The organism is Hahella sp. CR1 (genome assembly GCF_029813005.1).
GTDB lineage: Bacteria > Pseudomonadota > Gammaproteobacteria > Pseudomonadales > Oleiphilaceae > Hahella.
In genome coordinates this window covers 29,966-52,434 of record NZ_JAPELK010000024.1, presented here as the reverse complement: position 1 = coordinate 52,434, position 22,469 = coordinate 29,966, and the positions used below count along the sequence as shown (strand labels likewise).

The following is a 22,469-nucleotide window of genomic DNA, read 5'->3' as shown; positions in this document are numbered from 1 at the left end:
CCCGTTCGCCCCGTTCGCCCCGTTCGCCCCGTTCGCCCCGTTCGCCCCGTTCGCCCTGAGCCTGTCGAAGGGCTCTTCGAAACGCAAGTAATTCATCAACAATTTTCCCTGCATTTCTGAAGTCCTTGTCTATACTTCTTTTCACCTGATCAAATTTCAACCAACAACCAAGGACGACTCAGGCATCTCCATAAGATATGGAGAATTAGGATGTGATTTGTTTACTGCTTGATTTCACAGAAATTCCTGCACTAACAATCTTCAGGAAGCCTGAACGATGGACGTATTTGAATATCGCGATGCTGTAATCGCTGACTATGAAAGTTTCAGCCGAAGCTTCGCCAAAATCAGCGCCGCTGATATCCAAAGTTTTATCTCCGAACGATACGAAAAAGGCCATTATTGGCCGGCGCCGCTGATTCAAATTAACCCTTCATTCGTTCCCGGCGACAATGTTGAAGCCTTAGTAGCAAAAGGGATTTTGCATAAAGAGTGCGCGAGTATTTTCCGTTTTAACCGCAGCGATGCAGATCCCCAAGGCATTCCTGCGGGCCTGCATACGCATCAGCAGGCCGCCATCGGCTTGGCGCAAAGCAGACAAAGTTATGTGTTAACGACGGGGACAGGCTCTGGGAAGTCACTTAGCTATATCTTGCCGATTGTCGACGCGATACTGAAAGAGAAAGAACATCACTCCCGCCCTTCCATCAAAGCGATCATCATTTATCCCATGAACGCCTTGGTGAACTCACAGCTAGAAGAGTTGGAAAAGTTTCTTGGCCACTATGGCGACAACAAGCCTGTTACCTATGGAAGATATACCGGTCAGGAGTCCCAAGAAGCCCGCCACGCTATGTCGGCCAATCCACCGGATATTGTCCTGACCAACTTCATGATGCTTGAACTGCTTATGACGCGGCAGGACGGGCTTGACTGCAAAGTAATCCAGTCTGCGAAAGGTTTACGCTTCCTCGTATTGGATGAACTCCATACCTATCGAGGACGGCAAGGAGCGGACGTAGCAATGTTGGTGCGTCGCGTTCGCGAGGCGCTAAACCCAGAAGTGTTATGTATAGGCACCTCCGCCACTATGGCCAGTGAAGGGTCGCTGGCGGCGAAGAATGCAGCCGTGGCGACCGTGGCCAGCAAATTGTTCGGCGCGCAAGTTAAGCCGGAAAATATTGTGACCGAAACGCTGCAGCGTATAACGACACAAAACATTGACCCAACTCCCGAAACACTGGCCCGCGCCCTGCAACAACCCATTCCTTCTGCTTCTGATTTCCAGGCATTCTGCGCACATCCCATCTCAGTCTGGGTTGAGTCTACTCTGGGTTTGGTGTGGGAAGAAGACCGCTGGGTTCGCGCCAAACCCCAGAATCTAGCATGGGCGGCGGAGCGACTTTCCGCTGACTCGGGTTTAGACCGGCAATCATGTCAGGATTATCTCCGTCGGTTCTTGCTGGCGGCATATCGCTGCAAGAGTCCGTCAGGAAAGCCCGTTTTTGCATTTAGACTGCATCAGTTTATTTCTGGGCCCAGCCATGCTTATTCCACATTGGAGCCGGAAGGAAAAAGAGTGGTGGATCTTAGCGGCCAGCAGTTTCTGCCTGGCAGCAATCGGGAAAAATTGTTCTACACCCTCTATTTCTGCCGCCAATGTGGACAGGATTACCATCCGGTTTGGTATGAGAATGAAAGCGGCGAAGGCGCGTTAAAGCCCCGGGGTATTGATGACAAGAATAACGATGAGGAATCCAGTGATTGGGGCTATTTCATGCTCGATCCACAGCGTAGATGGGACGATGGCAATTACGAAAGCAGTTATCCGGAACACTGGTTAGAGGAAAAAAACGGCGATTACCGTCTTAGCAGCAGCTACAAAAAATTCAAACCAACCGAAACCTTTGTAAAGCCTGATGGAACAATCGATATTCAGGGCGAAAGAGGATGGTTCATCCCGGGTAGTTTCAGATTCTGTCTTAACTGCGGCTTTGTACACCGCGGGAAAAGCCGAGAAGCGAGCCGACTCACGTCTCTCAGTGGCGAGGGCCGCTCCTCCGCAACGACGGTGCTAACTATCTCTGCATTACGCTACTTGCTTGAGCGCGATACAGAATTAAAGGACGACGCCAAAAAGCTGCTGGGCTTTACCGATAACCGACAGGATGCTTCACTGCAAGCAGGCCATTACAACGACTTTATTCAGATACTGTTACTCCGATCCAGCCTACTGGCGGCGGTTAAAAGAGCGCCAAACGGCTACCTCACTGACAGTCTTTTGTCACAAGCAGTTTTCCAATGTCTCGGGTTCGACCGAATTGAGGAAAGGACACAGTATCTCGCCAACCCAGCCATTGATGGGCCAGGCTTGAGAAGAGCGGAGGAAGCGTTAAGGAATGTGCTCTCCTATCGGCTCTATTTTGATTTAAGAAGAGGCTGGCGCTTCAATAATCCTAACCTGGAGCAACTGGGATTATTAAAGATCGAATACGAAGGGCTCGCTGATCTCAGTCAGGACCAACGCAAGTGGGAAAATTTAAAATTTCCTGAGCTGCAGAATGTTTCGGTAGAAAGCAGATTTAAAGCCCTCAAAGCCGTTCTAGATACAATGCGCCGAGGTCTGTGTATCAAAAGCAGGTTCCTGGATGCTTATCAGCAAGAGCAGTTCAAGTCTCAAAGCTACGCACACCTTATAGAGCCCTGGGCTTTCACGGAAGAAGAGCAACTTCAACCAAGTTGCACTATGATTCTGACAAGCAAACCCAAAGGCAGGAACAGCTACAATCTTATCACTGCCTCAAGCCGATCCTCATTGGGCCAAACCTTAAAAAGGTCCAACATATGGGGCGACGATCTTTCACTGCTTCCCAGAATAAATGACGCCAATTACCCTGATCTCATCTCAAGTTTAATCGGAGTGCTTCAAAGTTATGGTCTTGTCGAAGAAGTAAATGAAGAGAGAGGAATACAAGGCTATCAACTTGTTGGGGAGTTTATACAATGGATGCCCAGCGCAGGCGTATCCTCAACTGACCCGACGACCCCATACAGCTCAGAAAACGAGTACTTCAAAAACCTATATCAAAACATCGCTGAATTTTTAGTTGCTGGAAACAGGACATTCTTTGAGCTTGAAGCTCGTGAACATACCGCCCAGGTCAGCATAGATAAACGGGAGGAAAGGGAAAAACAGTTCCGCGAAGCAACTTTAAAAACACTATTCTGCTCCCCCACCATGGAGCTTGGCGTAGATATCGCGTCCCTGAACTCCGTTTACTTGCGCAATGTCCCTCCTACGCCAGCCAATTACGCACAGCGCTCCGGTAGAGCGGGTCGTTCCGGGCAGCCTGCTTTGGTCATTACCTACTGCGCTGCATTAAGTCCTCATGATCAGTACTTCTTTTCCGATCCTGCCCGTATGGTGCACGGTCATGTCAGCCCACCCACCCTGGACTTGGCGAACGAAGACCTTATCGCCAGCCACCTACATGCCATTTGGCTGAGTGAAACCAAAAAGGCGTTACCTAAGACCGTCAACTTGATGCTCGACATGAACCAGCCCTCGAACATGCCGGTTTTGGATGAGTTCGACATGCAGATGAACAGCGATAGAGTTCGCAGCCGAACCATAGAACGGGGTTTGGATATTATGAGAATGCTGGTTGGCGATATAGCAGTCGCACAAGGCGCCTGGCTTAGTGAAGAGCATTCTTTAGAGGAAGCCATCAGCCAGTGGATGAAGCGCAAAGTGAATGCCGCTTACAGAGAGTTTTGCGATTCCTTGGATCGTTGGAGGGAGCTGTACGCCTCAACTCAGGATCAAATGCAGAAAGCGCACCTGATCAATACCAACCCAGCAGCCAGTGAGACAGAGCGAAAAGCGGCTGGCCAACGTTACGGCGAAGCGCGAACGCAAATGGATTTATTGCTTGATGCGCATAGCGACACCAGCTCGGACTTCTCCACCTATCGCTATCTGGCCAGTCAGGGCTTCTTGCCTGGTTATAACTTCCCTCGCCTGCCTTTGCTGGCCTACATTCAAGGCCGACGCGGCAACATCGGTCGCGATAGTTTTCTCGCCAGACCGCGCTTTCTGGCCATTTCCGAATTCGGACCTTTAAGTCTTATTTATCATGAAGGCAGTCAATATCGGGTCAAAAAAGTCATCTTGGGCGTGCGTCCAGAGCAATCACTGGATCAGCCCGGTTTAGTCAAAGAAGAAGCCAGACTCTGCCCAGCCTGCGGATATGGACATTTTCATACCCAGCTGGAGGATGAACTTTGTAACGCCTGCGGCTCTCCCATTGAGGGTGGAAAGCGCGTATCCAATCTTTATCGCATCGACAATGTCAGCACCAAGAGAGCCTACCGCATCACCTGCGACGAAGAAGAGCGGCAAAGGCAAGGTTACGAAATGCAGACCACCGTCCAGTTCCATCAGACTGATGGTCGCCTGCGCGTCACCCAAGGCGAGCTGCTCAGCCAGGGGCATCGCCTGTTTACGGTCCAGTATGCGCCCACCGCCACGGTTTGGCGGCTGAACCTGGGATGGCGGCGTAGAAAAAATCCATCCATCTACGGTTTCAACATCGACGCCGTTTCCGGCCAATGGAGCGCCGACGAACAAGCCGCCCAGGAAAACAGCGATGATCTGGCGCAAGGAGAAAACCATGTAGAACGTATCACGCCCTATGTGGAAGACCGACGCAACATTCTGATACTGAGGCCGGAGGCGGAGCTTAAACTTGATGAACATGCCCTGGCCACACTGCAATACGCCTTGAAACGCGGCATTGAAGAAGAGTTCCAGATCGAAGAAGCGGAGCTGGTGGTTGAACCGCTCCCCAGTCGGGATGACCGGAATACCATACTGTTTTATGAGGCGTCAGAAGGCGGCGCAGGCGTCCTAACCCGGCTGACCAGCAACAAATACGCCTTTGCGAGCATTGCAGAGCGCGCACTGAGAATCTGTCATTACTCGACAAACGACGGCTGGGCCAGTTTGCCTGAAGATATTAATTCCGACTGCGACGCCGGTTGCTATCGCTGCCTGCTCAGTTACTACAACCAGATTGATCACAAACTGATTGACCGCAAAAACAGCGAAGCGGTCAACGCGCTTCTCAAGCTGGTCCACTCTGAACTACAAGTCGGCGCAGGTTCAAAACCTTACACAGAACAGGAAGACTATTTAAAACAGCTTTCCGGCAGCTCGTTGGAAAGCGCCTTTCTGGATCATCTCAAGACAAACGGCCACCGGTTGCCGGATCAAGCGCAGGTTGTCATAGAAAAGTTCAGAACCCGACCAGACTTTGTATACAGCGATCACAACGCCGCCATTTACATAGACGGTCCTCACCATGAAATGCCGCAACGGCAAAAGCTGGACGAAGAGCTTTCGAGGCGGCTTCGCGCGCATGGATTAACCGTGATCCGCTTCCCTAAAGAACGTGAGCGCTGGCCTTCTATCCTCGCTCAGTACCCAGATATTTTTGGGGCGGCGACGAAATGAACGAGCAAACTTTCAGTCCCGGATCTGTCGTCACGGCGAGAGGCAGAGAGTGGATAGTACTGCCGCAGAGCGACGCCAGGTTACTCCATTTACGCCCTCTCGGAGGCGGTGATGACGCCATCACGGCGCTGCTTCCAGAGTTGGAGCCCATACACTCCGCCTGCTTTCCGCCTCCGCAGGTGACGCACTCTGGCACACAGGCCGCCGGCCTGCTATTGCGCGATGCGTTAATGCTGAAGTTACGGGCTGGCGCAGGCCCATTCCGCAGCTTTGGTAATATCGCAATCGAGCCCCGCGCCTATCAGCTGGTTCCCCTCATGATGGCGCTAAAACTGGAAACCATTCGTCTGTTAATCGCGGATGACGTAGGCGTTGGCAAAACCATAGAGGCGAGCCTGATTGTCCGTGAAATGCTGGACCGGGCGGAAATAAACAGATTTACCGTGCTATGTCCGCCCCATTTGTGCGAGCAATGGCATGAAGAGCTGAAAGAACGTTTCCATCTGGACGCCACTATCGTGCGCTCTACCACCGCGGCGCGCCTGGAGAGAGGTCTACTACAGGACCGTTCAATATTTACAGAGCATCCTTTTACGATTGTGTCCCTGGATTACATCAAGAATAAAACCCGCCGCGACGCCTTCCTGCTTCATTGCCCCGAGTTCGTCATTGTGGATGAAGCTCATACCTGCGCCAGAACTGGTATGGGTCCTCATTTACGTTATGGACTATTAAAAGACCTCGCAGCGAAGGAATCCAGACACATGGTGTTGCTGACAGCGACGCCGCACAGTGGCGACGAAGAAGCGTTTTATAACCTGCTCTCATTGTTGAGGCCTGAGTTCGTCGATCTGAAAACCATAGACAATGCGGCGCATCCTCTTCGCCAGACGCTGGCCAACCATTTTGTGCAACGGCGCCGGCAGGATATTGGTGAGTGGAAAGAAGGCAACCTGTTCCCTGACAGACTGACCGGTGAAGCGACTTACAAGCTGACGGGAGAATGGAACGCCATTTTCCATGATGTGCTTGAATACGCGCGCGAGTTGGTCAGTAGAGAGTCGGAAGGAACCTTCAAGGCTCGAATGAACTGGTGGGCGGCACTGGCGCTCCTCCGCTGTATCTCTTCATCGCCTCAAGCGGCGATACGCGCGCTCAATACACGCCTCGACAACACCCTCTCCCCCGATGGCAAATCGCCTGAGGAGGAAGACCAACGATGTCACCTTGACGCCTTGAACGAGCAAGGCGCTATTAGCGTATTGGATGGAACTGATGACAACCTGACGTTGGATGATGTCGAGCCCGGCGCAGCCCAGGAGGAAGATGTTGAAATACTGAAGCGCTTGATTGAGCGCGCCAAGCATCTGAAAAGCGGCAACGACCCTAAACTGCAAACCTTAAAACAGATTATCAAACCCGTATTGGATGAGGGGTATAACCCCGTTATCTTCTGCCGTTATATCGCCACAGCGGAATACCTGGCGGACGAGCTGAACTCCGCTTTTCCCCAACGGGAGGTCATTCATGTCACCGGCGATTTAACGCCGACAGAGCGACTTGAGCGCATTGAGCAACTTAAGGACAGCGACAAGGCTCCATTACTGGTCGCAACAGATTGCTTATCAGAGGGTGTGAACCTGCAAGAGCAGTTCAATGCCGTTATTCATTATGACTTGAGCTGGAACCCGACCCGTCATGAACAGCGTGAAGGCCGGGTTGATCGCTTCGGGCAAAAGGCTAAAACCGTTAAGGCGCTCATGTACTACGGCGAAGAAAATCCTGTGGACGGGGCTGTTCTACAGGTCATCCTCAGAAAAGCGGAAAGTATTCGCAAAGCCCTTGGCGTTACCGTTCCCATGCCCGAAGAAGGAGACCGCGCAGAACAAGCCCTGATGAAAGCCGTACTCCTGCGCAGCGGGAACTATATTGGCAGTAAAGGCATGGACGACCTGTTCGCCCAGGACGCAGACCTCCAGGCATTGGACGCCAAATGGGATTCAGCCCGCGAAAAAGCCAGACGACACCGCACCTTGTTTGCGCAAAACCGGTTAAAACCGGAAGACGTCCTGCCGGAATGGGAAAAGGCCTTTGCCGTGCTGGGAACAGAGGAAGACGTAAAGCGTTTTGTTTTAAACGCCTGCGAGCGCCTGGGCGCACCGTTGAGAAGTCTGAAGCATGGTGGCTATCAAGCCCCATTACCCCATTTCGGCGAAAAGCATCCCGGCCTTCGTGACCGCCTGGATGCCGCCGGCTTACTCACTCTAAAGCATATCGATTTCTACTATCCCTGCGCCCTCAAAGCGGAGTTTATACATCGCACCCACCCTCTGGTCTCACACTTGGCGGACTACCTGGCGGAGCTGGCGATGAGCGGCGAAGACACCGATCTGATCGCCAGAGCCGGCGCTCTGTACACGAAGGAAGTAGAAACGCGCACAGTCATCTATTTGCTGCGCATTCGATCGCGGTTGATTCTCAAAAGAACCTTGCATGAATGTGACCTGCTGGCGGAGGAAGCGCTGGCCATCGCCATCAATGCCGATAATGAGGCTTCGGTCATGCCGAAAGATCAGGCCTTAAAGCTGATGCAGGCGACCGTGAGCAAGAATATGTGTAAAGAGGCTAAAGAGCGCGAATTGGCTGAGGAACTCAGCCAACTGGAAGAAAAGCAGCCAATGTTTAGAAGCCTGGCGGAAGCGCAGGCCAAACAGTTATTAGCGGATCATCGCCGCACCCGCGAGGCGGCGCAAGCCAAAGGCAGCTATGAAGTAAAACCACAATTTCCTGTGGATGTGTTGGGCGTGTACGTGCTGATTCCGGACCTAAAACTTTTCTAAGCTCCGGATACAGGCCCTCACCTCAAGTTATCTGAAGTCGACTTCGGTCAATCGCAGTAGGAGGGATGAACATGGCGTTAAAAAGGCAGATCGAGCAGCCCTTTGAATCAACACATGTCATTGGCGGGTTATTGAGTACGGAGCTTTTAACCCGCTTGCGAGAGACCGGACGCAACGCCCTGCCAGGGCGCTCCGAGGCGGAATACGGCATTCCCAAAGGCCTGAAGTTCAATGAAGAACTGGGGCGCTATTGGCGTATTGCACAGTCTTTATGGCAGAACTATCGGGAACTGGCCCAGCGTCAGGATTACGCTGATCATGAAAGCCAGAAAAGGTTAGCTCTTGAAGAATGGATGCTTCCCCTGCTGCAGCACGTCTTCTGTTATCGCCCTGAACCAACCGACCCGATAACTATCGGAGAACGTTATTTCCCCATCACTCATTTTGCTAACGAGCACACCCTTCCCTTTGTGTTATGCGGTGCGGACCAGGATCTGGATAAATCTGATGCGGAGTTTGGCCAAAAAGACAAAAAAGGCGATAAGAGGCGTTCCCCGACCGCCTTGGCGCAGGAGTACCTGAATGCAGAAGAGCAATGCCTGTGGGCGATAGTATCCAATGGGTTCTATCTTCGCTTACTGCGCGATAATCCTGCGATCACCCGCCCTGCTTATATCGAAGTCGACTTTGCCCGCATATTCGACGAGGAAGACTATGCGGAATTCACCATCGTCTGGCTCTTGCTGCACCAGTCTCGCACCAGGCCACTGACATCAAAAAATGTCTCCGTTCTATCCGTGGAGCATTGCTGGTTGGAGAAGTGGCGCGAGAAAGGCAAAGAAGAAGGAGAAAGAGCCAAAGAGTCTCTTCGCTATGGCGTGGAGCATGCCATGGAGTCTCTGGGAACGGGCTTTCTGTCACACTCCAAAAATCAACGTTTACGTGATTTATTCACCAACGGGGAACTTGACGAAAAAGGCTTCCATAATCAGATACAACGCCTGGTGTATCGGTTTCTGTTTCTGCTGGTTGCGGAAGACAGAGACATCGCCCTGTTGCCGCAGTTTTATCAACAGCAGGACTATCGCGGCGCCCGAGAGCTGTATCAAAAATGGTACAGCGTGAGCCACTTCAGGAAACAAGCGCGCCTGCGCTCATGCCGGGATTCATACGGCGATGCATGGCGGCAACTGCTGGTCACTTTCAAAGGCTTTGCCGTGGGGCAACCTCTGCTGGCGCAGCCTGCGCTGGGCGGTATTTTCGCGCTCGATCAGTGTCCTGACTTGGACCAGTGCGAGCTTGAAAACAAATACCTGTATGAGGCGTTATTCAATCTCTGCTTTTTTGTACAAAACGACGTGTTACGGCCGGTTAATTACCGGGATATTAATACCACCGAATTTGGTTCGGTGTATGAATCTCTGCTAGAGCTGACACCGCAGATTAAGGTGAATGGCGCCTGGCGGTTTGGTTTTATTAACGACCCTAACACACGTAAGTCATTGGGAACCTACTACACACCAGACAGTCTGGTGCAAGAACTGATCAAGTCCGCTCTTAATCCTGTCATTGAAAACCGTTTAAAAGAAAGTCCAGAAAATCCAAAAGCGGCAATCCTCAAGATCACAGTGTGTGACCCTGCATGCGGCTCAGGCCACTGTCTCATTGCGGCTGCCCAACGTTTAGCCACCGAGTTAGTTCGTTTGGAATCAAGCCTGAGCTATCGCCAAGCCATGCGCGAGGTTGTGCAAAAATGTATCTATGGTGTGGATATCAATGAAATGGCGATCGAGCTTTGCAAAATCGCCTTATGGTTGGAATCGGTGGAGCCTGGCAAGCCATTAAGTTTCCTCAATGCTCACATCAAATGGGGCAACTCACTGGTAGGCCTTCATGATCCCGCACTGATTGAAAATGGGATACCTGACGACGCGTTTAAAGCGCTGACTGGCGATGACAAAGGTATCTGTTCGGACTTGCGAAAAGCGAATAAAAAAACAGGAAAGAAAATTGCGCTATCTCTCAGAACTATTGTTCAGGCTTTTCATGAAATCGAAGGACTGCATGAGAGAACACTGGAAGAAGTATCGGCTAAACAACGGGCTTATGACGCGTTCAAAGAGAGACAGGAGTATTGTCAAGAGCGACTGAAGGAAGATGCCTTCACTGCCGCCTTCTTCGCCCCCAAAACAAGGCAAACCAAAAACACCGTTCCTACCAATGACACCCTGCATTTGCTTGCCCACGGTGAGAGCGTATCTGACGAAATCGTACAATCAATACGCAAACTGGCGAATCAACATAAGTTCTTCCATTGGCCTCTAAAGTTTCCTCACATCTTTGAGAGCAAAGAGGATGGCGAATGTGGTTTTGACGTGATGCTGGGAAACGTCCCATGGGAACGCATCAAGCTTCAGGAGAAAGAGTTCTTTGCGGCGAGAAGTGAGGATATCGCCAACGCACCCAATACTGCGGCGCGCGCTCGTTTAATTAATGCATTATCAGAGAGCGCTTTCCCTGCTGACCTACGGTTGTATCAGGAGTTTCAGGTAGCCAAACGGGATGCGGAGGGCTCCAGCGCCTTTATTCGTCTGTCTGGAAGATACCCATTAACCGGCCGTGGTGATGTTAACCTTTATGCTGCGTTTGCAGAACACAATGCAAAATCAATCAGGTCAGGTGGTCGAGTTGGATTTATTTGTCCAACGGGAATAGTAACTGATGACTCAACCAAGCACTTTTTCTCATGGTTGAATAAAGACCACCGTTTGTTTAGCGTTTTTGACTTTGAAAATCGGGAAAAAATATTTGCTGACGTAGACTCTCGTATGAAGTTCTGCCTACTCACTATTGGAAAGGATATTCCACAAGCCACACTGGCTTTCTATCTCACTCAAACCACACAGCTTGCCGATGGAAACCGAAGCTTTTCATTGGATAGCAAGGATTTCGCTTTAATAAACCCAAACACAAATACTTGCCCAGTATTTCGTTCCAATAAAGACGCGGAGTTAACTAAGAAGATTTATTCAAATGCACCGATCCTGATTAAGGAAGCGAGGGCTAATTCTCCAGAGATAAACCCTTGGGGAATAAAGTTCCAGGCCATGTTCCATATGTCGGCTGATAGCGGTTTATTCATTGACTGTATGCACAGAAATGAAAACGGCGACGCTCCTCTTCTCCCCCTCTACGAAGCCAAAATGGTTCACCACTACGACCACCGCTGGGCTACCTACGAAATAGACGGCAAGACGAGCCGCGACTGCACTCTCGCGGAAAAACAAAACCCCAACTACCACAGCCTGCCTCGCTATTGGGTAGCGGAAAATGAAGTCACACTCCGCACAACCCGAGCGCCAAAAGCCGTTCTGGATGCGATTAAAAAGCAAGACACAGAAAAGCTGGATCACAATCTCAGACTATGGGCAGCTGGCTCATACATCGAAACCCATCCTGACGGAATAGACAGCGCGATTGTTAGAGGTCTTCTGCAAGACGCCCGATCCAGTGGTGACAATGACTTGTATGACGACACTTATGATCACCGCGCTATAAACACTGCCTGCTTGTTAGCGAAAGAGTCCATGTTGAACGATCAGGAAGTTGACCAGCTCCTCGCCAATCTAAACCGCTCACAAGACCCGTTTTCATTCATCTGGCCACTGCTGGAAGCCCGCCGGCCAAAATACCTGCTGGGTTGGCGGGATATTACAAATGCTACGAATGAGCGCACTGTGATTGCCGGAGTGATTCCGTTGAGTGCTGTGGGAGATACATTTTTGCTGATGTATCCAGAAGTTGATGATAAACAGAAGATTGCTTGTCTACTGGCTGATCAAACCTCTCTACCCCATGATTTCATAGCCAGGCAAAAAATTGGCGGCACTCATCTCAAATACAATATGAAAAAGCAGATCGTGACTCTGCCGCCAGATCGATATGATAGAGATGATATCGACTACATAAGGCCCCGTGTATTAGAACTCGTTTATACAGCATACGATCTAAAGCCATTTGCTGAAGACTTGGGCTACAACGGCCCTCCTTTCAAATTCGATCCAGAACGCCGCCACCTCCTCAAAAGCGAGCTGGACGCCTACTACGCCAAACTCTACGGCCTTACCCGCGACGAACTACGCTACATCCTCGACCCGACAGACGTCATGGGCGAAGACTACCCTTCCGAAACATTCCGGGTACTGAAAAAGAATGAGATGAAAGCGTTTGGTGAATACCGCACCCGGCGGTTGGTGTTGGAGGCTTGGGATCGGCTTAGTAAGAAAAGCTGAAAAGGATACTCATGCTTCCGCCGTCTCCCTTAAACGAAACGGCTCGACAATGAACTGCGCCGCATTGCTGACAATCGCGGTCCCCTTAAATTAATCATCCCTGCATCATTTTTTACTATGAGCCCCAAATTTTATTGCATAGAGTCCAAACAGTAAGGTAGGTTACTGTATAAGAAATCGCAGAGACTCATTCATGAAAACACTTGGAGAAATCGCTCGTCTCCGGTCAGGTCAGGTATTTAGCTCCGGTCTGATCGATGATCCTGAAGGGACCTATTTTGTCGCTAATAGCAAAGCTATAGAGAATTACTCTCTGGAAAAAAGCAAGCTAGTTCGCCAACCCTGGAATAAAGTACAAGAATCTAAACTAGTTCACCCAAACGACATACTTTTTTGCGCAAAAAGCACTCAAAACCGTGCACTTGTTTTTGATCTAGTAGATGAAAATGTAGTCGCGTCATCATTCTTTCATATACTCACTGTTAAAAGAGAATATGTGCTCCCTCGATATTTAGCATGGTTTATTAATCACCCAGACACTCAGAAAAGGCTTAGCGACTTCGCTCGCGGAGCAACTGTAAAGTTCATTTCTTTAACTTCGCTTAAAGACTTCTCGATTGCAGTCCCTTCTCTAGATATTCAAGAGAAAATCATAGTGGCTGCTGACTTAGCGGAAAAAGAACAGAAAATACTAAATAATATTCTGATAAAAAAGCGTAGCTATATAGATGCGAAATTACTTTCTGCAGCGCTAAATGGAGTAATATCATGACCAAAGATAAACTCCAGAAAATAGCTAGTAGCCTGACTCAAGTCCACCTTCCATCATTATCTACTGACTATGGTATAGATACAGCCATAAACTTATTAATGGGAGTACTATTTGCAGGACTAAATTCTGCAGACCCTAAGAAAGACATATGCAGCACTCTCCCCGCCATTGAATGGCTTAAAGCTTCACTTTCTAAGCTTGAAGGTAGTAATAAAGAAGAATTAAATGGAATTTCCGAATTAATACGCAAAGAAACCATTGAGAAAAGCAAGTCATCAGCGACATTAGAGAACATCAAGAGCATCATACTGAATGAAGTCAAAACTCTTAATCAAAATTGCGATAATGAAGTAATTGTCAGTCTATTTGACGAAGTAGCAGATGTAATATTCCATACATATGGCCAAGCTTATGGGCTCGGTTACTATACGCCCAAGAATGTCGTTTCCATGCTTAGCCAAATAGCAAAAATAAAGCCCGAAGATACTATATCCGACCCCATAATTGGCCCTATGGCGAATAGCCTTGCCTTTGCTAAAGAAATTAACAGAAGCAACAACCTCCACGGCATTTCTCATGGAAGAGACAACATTCTTCTCAGTAGAATGAACTTATTTATGCATAACAAGAATGCATTGATAGAAAGTACCGAAGAACACGCCAATCTCGCATCCGATTTAAAAGAAAACTTTAACATTGTGTTAAGTAACCCCCCATTTTCCTACAAAAATTGGATGGAACGCACAAATATTCCATTGTCAAAAGAGTACTTCCCTTGGGGCGTCCCCCCAAATAGTAATGGGGACTTTGCATTTATTTCAATTTCACTATCACTTTTAAAACCAGGAGGACGTGCGGCGTTAGTAGTTCCAGAAGGAGTTTTATTTAGAGGGGGGGCAGAAGGAGAAATTAGAAAAAAACTCCTCGAAGAGGGCCATATTAGTCTGGTTATTTCCCTACCAAATAAAATATTTCCACGCGTTGAGGTATCTACTGCAGTCATACTTTTTGACAAAACTGGAGGCCCCAATAGACCTGTGCATTTTATCGATGCTGAATCGAAGCTCAGCACACGTCGCGGAGAACTATCAGAAAAAGACGTGAGATGGATAGTTTCCTGCGCGTTAAGCGGCGTAGTAAATGAGCACTCAAGGCTCGTACCTTACAGTGAAATACAAGAAAAAAAGTTTAACTTGATTCCCCGAAATCACATCACATCCATCACGACAAAAAATATTGGAGATGTCGAAGTTCTATTATCAGAGATTTCAAACTTAGAGACCAGAAAGTCAGAAATTAATTCTGAATTGGTCAAAGCCTTAAATAGCTTAGGAGTGAAATATTAATATGAATGAAATAGCTCACACTTATTTAGAAATAGTCGCTAGCTTACAGACCCTTTTTCAAGGGAATGAGGCAGCTACAATTATCGTTTCTCTATCGATATTCGTTCTATCTCTCGGCGTATCTATAAAGCTCATGGGGAGCAGAAAATAGATTTATTGAATATAGCACTAGCACTTAAAATAAGTGAATATTAATATGTTAGCTAAGCGGCACAGCATTTCGTCGCTTTCTTTAGCTTCATATTTAGTAGCCTATTTTAATTAAATATCCTAGGCAATTATCAAAATACCTGTTGATTTAACCAGCATTCCAGTTAATGATAGGAGGGTATTTCCCTCGTTAGAAACCGACCGTTTCCAAAGGAAAATATAACTAAATATCTCGATTTAAATATATGAATTGAAGCGCTACCCCTGAGTGCTCGCAACACCCAGAGGCAGCTAACCACAAAAGACTTTCAAGGAGTCAATCATGGCTAAGCCGCATGATAAGCCAGAGCGTCGCTCGGCTAAAGGAAAATCTGCCCTTCCCCATCAGCGCCGTCTCAAGGTCCGCAAGGGTTATTACGATTATCATCTCTCTTCCAGCCGTTATGATTATGGCGGTTTCAAACCCGTTCCCTGGATGTTGATTAAGGGTTATTGGCTGGAGCAAGCCGGGTTTGGGGTGGATACGGAAGTTGAAGTGAGCGTCAGTGAGGGCAGGATTGTTTTCACCGCTGGGGCTGGTTAGTGGTTTTGGATTAGCGCTCTGGGAGGCCCTTCGACAGGCTCAGGGCGAACGGTGGATGGAGTCGCGCGTTTGAGTGAGGGGTATCCTGGCGCACTATTAAAGGTGGAAAATGCATGATTAAACGTGAAGTATTGATGCCAATTGAGCTTATAGAAGATATTGCTCGAATTGTGCACGAGGAAGGTTATGTTGCTTTAAAAGACGCTTTTCCTGGCCTTGATACTAAGCCACCCATATTTCTTAGCGACGAGGAGGCTGAGGCGCTAATTGATTTGGCGGTTATTGAAAAGAAGAAAGCCAGGCTTATGTTCCCTTACTATGATGATGAGCACCCGCTCTTCAATGAGGAACATGAAAAAGGGTTCGATGACATACAAATGGGAATATATGAGAAAACCATATATTACGTCGAATCCGCTTTTAAAAAGGGTCGATTCGATCATCTGATTTGATAGACGTTAAACTGTAGAAGTTCATATCTGATCTGACAGTAACCGGTTTCTTAGGAGGTGTCTGTCAGGTCAGATCTGAACTTCTACAATTAATAACATCTTTCAGACTATATATGCTCATGATATTCGAGAATTTAGCGCCCGACTAAGCCGCCACCTGTAGTTGGCTTGAGTTATTTGCCTATATTTGAAATGTGTTTACTAGCAAGCTCTGAAACCCCATCAAAGGACAAGTGCGAAAACCGCTGAAGGTTGCCACCCATTCCACGTGAAGCCTGCCACCCGGACCGGAGCAAAGCTGCCACCCATCGGAGCGTAGCTACGCGGGGTTTCTCTTCTTACTCCGAAGTCTCGGCACCCGTCAACTTTGCCTGCTGTTTCCGCATGAACTCGCCCCTGAGATTGATCTTGTAGGCGTTGTGAACCAGACGATCCAGAATGGCATCTGCGAGGGTCGCGTCACCGATCAGTCCGTGCCATTCCTCAATGGGTAATTGGCTAGTGTAGTTAGCACGCCCTATCTAAGTGTTTGCTTTCCACAGTCAGAAAGCCCAAGTCCAAAACAGATCCAAAAAGCTGACACGTCCCTTTAATCAGGGCAGACACAAGGAATAAGTTTTGTGTAGAATCCGCCCGCCGAATTAGGGATGTAAAGTAAATGAAACTCAACGCCGTTCCAGTGCTGGAAACAACCTTTGAATCGCTTAAAGCTTCAAAAGACGCCTATTTTTATGAAGTGGTCTTTTACATAGCCGAGGACTATACCGACAACTATCTTTTTAGCCCTGCAGACTTACCGATTCAACTATATGGGACCATGCTCTTTGGTATGGCTAGTGAAGGGTTTAAAGGCGCGTATACCTGTTACACGCCATACAATGGATCAACCCTCAATATCAAGCATCTCATCAGGTTCATCGAATATATAGACGAGCCTGAGTTGCTCGCGGCTTTAAAGCACAGTGAAAGAAAGTTAGAGCAATTTAATCAGAGTGATATCGCGTCACATGACCGCGCCATAATTGATAATAAAAAAATTGAGGACGCCATCCACGCTATCGTCTGGGACAATAAGGTGTGCGAATTAATTTGCAGTGAACGTCTATCTCAGAAGGTACAGGAACTGTTTTGGAAAAATCCGCCTCTATTTATCAGTAGCCAGCAACAACTTAACGATTGGCTGATCGAACAGATAGATGCTATCCCCAATTACTGGGAGCGTATTAAAAGCAGCGGCTCCATTTATGCGGAAGTTAAAGAACTTCTCCATGCGGCCAACGAACGCTATATGAGTTACAGCTCAATCTACTACAGCGATGGACCATTTAGACTATTAAAGGTTCAAACGACCAAAGGGATGCGCTTTGTGGCATGTTACAAGGATGCGTTGGAGCTGAGAGACCTTCAAACTGGCCAACAGCTTGCGTGGATAGACAAGCCTGAACTCCGGTCAAATGTGGGTGCGCAGCACCGCATTTCATACGAAGAAGCCAAATTATGGCGCTACGATACGAAAGAAAACAGAGTCATATTGCCTCCCTCTATTCAAAAACAAGCAGCGCCCGGACAATCAGCAAAACCTAATACACCAAAGGGCTTTAAAGGCGACTCATTACAGTCCTACTATGAGCACCTTGAGAAAGACCAGGAATTTATGGAGCGTTTTGATAGCGACGGCGCGTTAGCTCGGCGTTACCTGTCGTTGCGCGGCGGAAAGACTATCCTGTTTGCAAACTTTGCCAGGCCGATAGATAGAGACCTGGAGGGAATGCTGGAAAAAAATCCCGACTTGACTTCCAATATTGAGGTTCAGGCGCTTCTATCTGAAGTTATCGAGATCATACAAGCTTACGCCAAGCGACGCGAAGGGGCTAAACAAGACCTCACCGCAAAGGAGCTCCATGCGTTTTTGAAATTCTCCAACTACAAACACCATTTGGACAAGTTTGAGTGGTTTCTGTTTACCAATAAGAAGCAGCTCTCCCCTCCTAAGCAAGCTCCATTAACGAGAAAAGACAGGTTAAAGCAACACTATCGCTCTTGGTATGACCACGTACTGAATACACTCCTTCCCTTTCGAGTGTTTGGCATCGATAAATCGACACCAGCGCGGGAGTTTGCCGCCGATATCGCTGAACGTAAATTGATCGACAGAAGCTACTTGAGGATGATTGACGCAGCCATCAATGAGCTTGAACGTCAAAAACCAGGGAAGTCGCCAACTCTCGGTCAAGTGGGAGATGTTTTCACTAACTCAAATCTTGATATCAGTGAAAAGCAATTCTACCAATCATTGCGCCCAATTCAGGCTATTAATGAAGTGCTTGCCGTGCTCCTTATTTCGATTATTGCGGCTATCCTTCTATGCCTATGGAGAATCCCACCCCTTTTGTGCTTAACGCAGGCTGCAATATTCACTGTCGTCGGCGTACTTATTATGCAATTGTACTTTGAAATTTGGCGACTATTCGGTAAGTTCGAGTTTGTACGAAAACATGCGAGCGACATACTATTCATTTGCATTCTCATATGCTTTTATCAAATCTCCAAGGCCGTCGATTTTGATCCTTACCTTAAACTTCATCTATCAGCAATGTCGTTAATTGGGTTTGGCGCTGTTGTTTCTCTCCAGATCACCGTCATTAAAAGGTTCCTACCTGGGAAATACCCTTTATAGCCGCTTCCATTGCCAGATAGATTGAAGCAAAGTTGATTATAGGGCCTGCAAGAGTGAGCAGGCCTATAGATCAACTATCGCCGTCCACCAGCGTCTAAGCAAATATGCTCCGCGACCTCTTCTTGAGCAATGTCCGTAGCATGTTGTAAAAGCTTGGGTTTGGGGTGGACACGGAAGTTGAAGTCGGGATCGTTTTCACCGCTGGAGCTGGTTAGTGGTTTTGGATTAGCGCTCTGGGAGGCCCTTCGACAAGCTCAGGGCGAACGGTGGATGGAGTGGAGCCCATTTGTGGCCGAGTGAGTGCTGCGAGCCACAAGAGGGTGGGTCCGTTGCTGCTACTTATTATGCTCAATAATTGTGACGTTAAAGCCCTCTTCAGGAGAAGGCTCGACGAAATATTTGTTTATTTGCACAAACATTTCCTCAGTATCCGTTGCGGCTCGTTCCGGTTGCTCGATGCGTCTTTTGGCTATTTGATTCAAACAAATTTCGTTGGGCGCTTTTATGTATATTAGCTCGTGATCAGCGCCAATTCCGGTGAATATGCTTTTTAGCCAACCTCTTTGCCCGATTGTATTAGCAGGAAAATCCATCACGACATCAGAGCCCGTATTGAGCACATCTTGCACAAGCGATTTAACCAACGGCTTTATCATATTTGAATACTTTACATAGTCTTCAACACTACGAATTTGCGCGGGATATAGAGATTCAAGCCATATATCTTCCGAGAGCAGAACCGCCCCCCTCTCTTTTGCCAGTTCTTTGGATTTAGTCGTTTTCCCAGCGCCCATTTTTCCACACAAAAGCACCAACATTCGGCTCTACCTACTACTTGATTTTTCTATACTTGCATTTGTAGCCACATCGCCAGAAGCATCCAGGTGTATGCGACATTAGGAAACCGCATATACGCGTTTTTCAGTTTAGAAACTTCGAGGACGACCCCTTGCACGCAGCAATAGACCTGTACTGAGCAGGCTAAACTATGCTCATTCTTTTTACATCGATTAATGAGCTGTCGGAATGAGCTTCCCATTTGTCGAATTCTTCTATGCCGCTATCTTTTATAAGCTGGCGTTCTTTTTCTGTGATCGGAACCAGCCAAATTAAGTCAACAACCTGATCTCCAACTTTAAAGCTGGACATATCCTCTGGTTCACCACGGGGCTCATCAAATAAAACAGCCTTCGTTGTCCATGAAGCTGGCGCCAATGACGTTTCAGGAATTGTGTTTCCTACCTTAACTTCAACATCAGGGCGCAACGAATACGCCATAATATCAAGCAGATAGTTGACTACCTCTGAGGTTTCCTCTTTTTCCCATTCTGCTGGGAGAGATAGCAGAAACTCCCAGTTGGCCAAGCTCCCGCCTTCAAGCACCTGACCGGAAATCCCGATTGTCGCTAAACGGTATACGCCGTCTTCTTTCGAAGAAAACTCATAGACTTCAACGTCAACTTGACTGTTTTTATTCGAACACAATGTACGAGAGATGGGCTGCCCCCAATGAGAAATATAATCATGGAGGATGACAGTCCGTCTAATATCGTTAACTAATCTTCTTTCATCGTCGCCTAGCATCGTTTCAACCACCGCTACATGCGTCCTTTAACAGTATTCCCTTCCAGAGAAGGATTAAGTATGTCTTTTACTCCAGTCGGGATCGAGGCTCTGGCTATGTCTCTATTACCAACCACGCTTGCCAATTCGAGAAGCTTCCCACTATTGCGCGCCCTTCAACGCCCGTTCAAACGCACCGGAAACCAACTGAACCAGTTCCGTATGAATCGCAGGCCGTGAGCGCCCGCCACCGTCGGAGCATATGGGTTCTCCTATCAGTTCTTCTTCGGCGATGTCCGCCGCATGAGGTTTGCATTCGCCAAACAGGCTGTAGTGACTGGCGTCGCTGATCAGTGTGTAGATGGCGTCAGGGATGGCCTTGGCTATGTCAGAAGCCAACGCTGTTTGCGGGATCTTTCCTGGTGGTCCCAGATTCACCAGTGCGACGGGGGTCGTTATGTCTTTGAAAGAGTCGCCTGCAATAACGTCTATGGGCACGGGGTCGATAGCCATTGCGAAGCGAATACGTTGATTACGATAGTCACGGCCTGCTGGCTGAAGGTCCATTGTGTGTAGATCCACGCCGCTTTTCCTTACCCACTCACACAGGGACGCATTACGCTGGTCGGTATCACAGTATGACGCAAGTAGTTCAGGATCGAGGCGGGCTCCAGCCATCAGCAAGGCCGTGCCGCCCCCCATGGAAAGCCCGAGAACGCCAACCCTGTCGAAGCGTGAATATTCGCGGAAAAACGCATCCGTCTGCATCGCATTAAGGGCGTCAGTCAGATCAACGGGCCGCAACCAGAGCTTCATCGTTTCTGCAGCCGATCTATTCGGCCCTGTGTTACCGGGATGAGTCGGCGCGACGACGATAAATCCCCGCTGCGCCAAAGGCGTCGCCATCCAGCTCATGGCCTGCGCACTTCCGCCCAGACCTGCGCCATGGGAAAGCATGATAAGCGGAAATTTTCCGGTAGCCATAGGTGCGTTAAGCGCGGCGGGAACGCCAGAGAAGAAAATACTGTCGCCCAATAACACCGGCTCACCGCCCTCGGTCGCCGGATACCATACCGTCACATCAAGATCGCCAGCGCGCGGCTCCGACGCCACACTGAGATGCCGCACGCCCACATGATCCGCCGCCATCACAGTACAGCCCGACGCCATACCCAACATTAGGATCAACCAGTAAATAAACCTGCTAAATACCGCCATTAGCCTCTCCATATTTGTTCTGTTTAGAGGGTTGCTGACGACAACCCCGAAGACGGCTATTTAAGCGAAAAAGCCCGTACGGTAAGACCTTGATCGTGTTTTAGGACGTGCTGCTGGAATAATTTCCCAGGGAGAATGTACTTTGAAAATACATGAAAACCACTCCCAGGTGATAATGGCGCGTGGATGCTAAAACGGAAAGACGATAAACAACACCACTGGTTCAGCGAACAACCTGATGCTCGATCTCATCTAGAGATTCATACTCATGCCTACGAAAAGTGGCTTGATAAGAAGTTAAATAGTCTTCGAAGTGAAAAAACTTTTAGAGCCAAGCTTCGAGAAATCGGCTTTTTATTGGAATCTCAACCCGAAAACTTCGCAGTAGCCTTTTAATGAGTTGGTTCATGAACACTTTTTTCATCGACGACGACGGATATGAATTTCAACAGATTCTGCTAACACAATTTGATTTAAAGCAGCACGCGCCTGCGGACATACCCCGCCACGAGCTTTATCTCTTCTCAGATTCGAACCTGAAAATGTCTGGCTGGTGGAAGCCGTTAGAAACCGCCTTTGAACCAGTTGAAGATTATCCTGATGGCGAGATACCTGATTTATCCAAATGGGTTGGCGCTTCAATAGTCCTTTCTCCAAGAGCGTTTGAGGCTTTAGGAAAGAAGCTTGAAAGGTGTGGTGAACTCCTTCCGTTGAAAATCGGTGACTCGACTTATTATTTATTTAACTGTTTAACCGAAGGACGAATCGACGAGATTAACAGCAAGCCCCATAAGTTAGGAGAGGAGCCCTCGGAACCTTTCACGGTAGCCTTCAATTCAGAGGACGTGAGGGACAAATTGGTGTTCAAAACCAAGTATGACAACTGCTCAAGCCTTTATTGCACTGAAGAACTTAAGCAGTTGGTTGAAAACCATGAGTTGACAGGCGTGAGCTTCATCAGCACGAATGAGGCTCAAGGCTAGCTAAGGCACGAAAGTGCCCAGAGGCTTCCACTTGCCAGTTTTCCGGTAAGGTGCGGGTGGCGACGAACATGTGAATGT

Annotated in this window: 12 protein-coding genes and 1 pseudogene; 9 read left to right on the top strand and 4 right to left on the bottom strand. The window is 48.4% G+C overall.

The genetic code is table 11. The features are described 5' to 3' along the window. The first annotated feature begins 277 nt into the window (after positions 1–277). From ONV78_RS30795 to ONV78_RS30765, 7 genes are all read left to right on the top strand, one after another. Positions 278–5,515 carry a DEAD/DEAH box helicase gene (locus ONV78_RS30795; protein WP_279508420.1) on the top strand — a complete coding sequence of 1,746 codons (5,238 nt, stop codon included), beginning with the start codon at positions 278–280 and terminating at the stop codon, positions 5,513–5,515. Next, positions 5,512–8,355 (top strand): helicase-related protein, encoded by a 2,844-nt coding sequence (locus tag ONV78_RS30790; RefSeq protein WP_279508418.1) that lies wholly within the window; start codon positions 5,512–5,514, stop codon positions 8,353–8,355. The genes ONV78_RS30795 and ONV78_RS30790 overlap by 4 nt, the downstream gene beginning before the upstream one ends. 71 nt (positions 8,356–8,426) lie before the next feature. Beyond that, the gene (locus ONV78_RS30785) at positions 8,427–12,647 is read left to right on the top strand and encodes an N-6 DNA methylase (protein WP_279508417.1); all 4,221 of its coding nucleotides are present in this window, start codon (positions 8,427–8,429) and stop codon (positions 12,645–12,647) included. Positions 12,648–12,840: 193 nt separating this feature from the next. Continuing rightward, complete coding sequence (locus ONV78_RS30780) at positions 12,841–13,419, top strand: restriction endonuclease subunit S (RefSeq protein ID WP_279508415.1); 579 nt, start codon at positions 12,841–12,843, stop codon at positions 13,417–13,419. Beyond that, positions 13,416–14,765, top strand: a complete 1,350-nt coding sequence (locus ONV78_RS30775; RefSeq protein ID WP_279508414.1) for an N-6 DNA methylase — start codon at positions 13,416–13,418, stop codon at positions 14,763–14,765. Before ONV78_RS30780 ends, ONV78_RS30775 begins: the two co-directional genes overlap by 4 nt. Before the next feature lie 472 nt (positions 14,766–15,237). Next, positions 15,238–15,498 (top strand): SymE family type I addiction module toxin, encoded by a 261-nt coding sequence (locus tag ONV78_RS30770; protein ID WP_127970216.1) that lies wholly within the window; start codon positions 15,238–15,240, stop codon positions 15,496–15,498. Positions 15,499–15,611: 113 nt separating this feature from the next. Beyond that, the gene (locus tag ONV78_RS30765; RefSeq protein ID WP_216738422.1) at positions 15,612–15,950 is read left to right on the top strand and encodes a hypothetical protein; all 339 of its coding nucleotides are present in this window, start codon (positions 15,612–15,614) and stop codon (positions 15,948–15,950) included. A gap of 338 nt (positions 15,951–16,288) precedes the next feature. Here the strand turns inward: ONV78_RS30765 and ONV78_RS30760 are convergent. Further along, a pseudogene (locus tag ONV78_RS30760) lies at positions 16,289–16,453 on the bottom strand (ATP-binding protein); the annotation flags it as partial. A gap of 155 nt (positions 16,454–16,608) precedes the next feature. On the opposite strand from ONV78_RS30760, the gene ONV78_RS30755 reads away from it, so the two are divergent. Next, complete coding sequence (locus tag ONV78_RS30755) at positions 16,609–18,627, top strand: hypothetical protein (RefSeq protein WP_279508413.1); 2,019 nt, start codon at positions 16,609–16,611, stop codon at positions 18,625–18,627. 335 nt (positions 18,628–18,962) lie between these two features. Here ONV78_RS30755 and ONV78_RS30750 read toward each other — a convergent pair whose 3' ends face one another. From ONV78_RS30750 to ONV78_RS30740, 3 genes are all read right to left on the bottom strand, one after another. After that, entirely contained in the window at positions 18,963–19,445 is a 483-nt protein-coding gene (locus ONV78_RS30750; RefSeq protein WP_279508412.1) for an ATP-binding protein, read from the bottom strand. Positions 19,446–19,608: 163 nt separating this feature from the next. After that, positions 19,609–20,223 carry a suppressor of fused domain protein gene (locus tag ONV78_RS30745; RefSeq protein ID WP_279508411.1) on the bottom strand — a complete coding sequence of 205 codons (615 nt, stop codon included), beginning with the start codon at positions 20,221–20,223 and terminating at the stop codon, positions 19,609–19,611. A gap of 129 nt (positions 20,224–20,352) precedes the next feature. Beyond that, positions 20,353–21,408, bottom strand: a complete 1,056-nt coding sequence (locus ONV78_RS30740) for a prolyl oligopeptidase family serine peptidase (protein ID WP_279508410.1) — start codon at positions 21,406–21,408, stop codon at positions 20,353–20,355. A gap of 407 nt (positions 21,409–21,815) precedes the next feature. Between ONV78_RS30740 and ONV78_RS30735 the strand changes: the two genes are divergently transcribed. Continuing rightward, positions 21,816–22,391 (top strand): hypothetical protein, encoded by a 576-nt coding sequence (locus ONV78_RS30735; RefSeq protein WP_279508409.1) that lies wholly within the window; start codon positions 21,816–21,818, stop codon positions 22,389–22,391. The last annotated feature ends 78 nt before the right edge of the window (positions 22,392–22,469 follow it).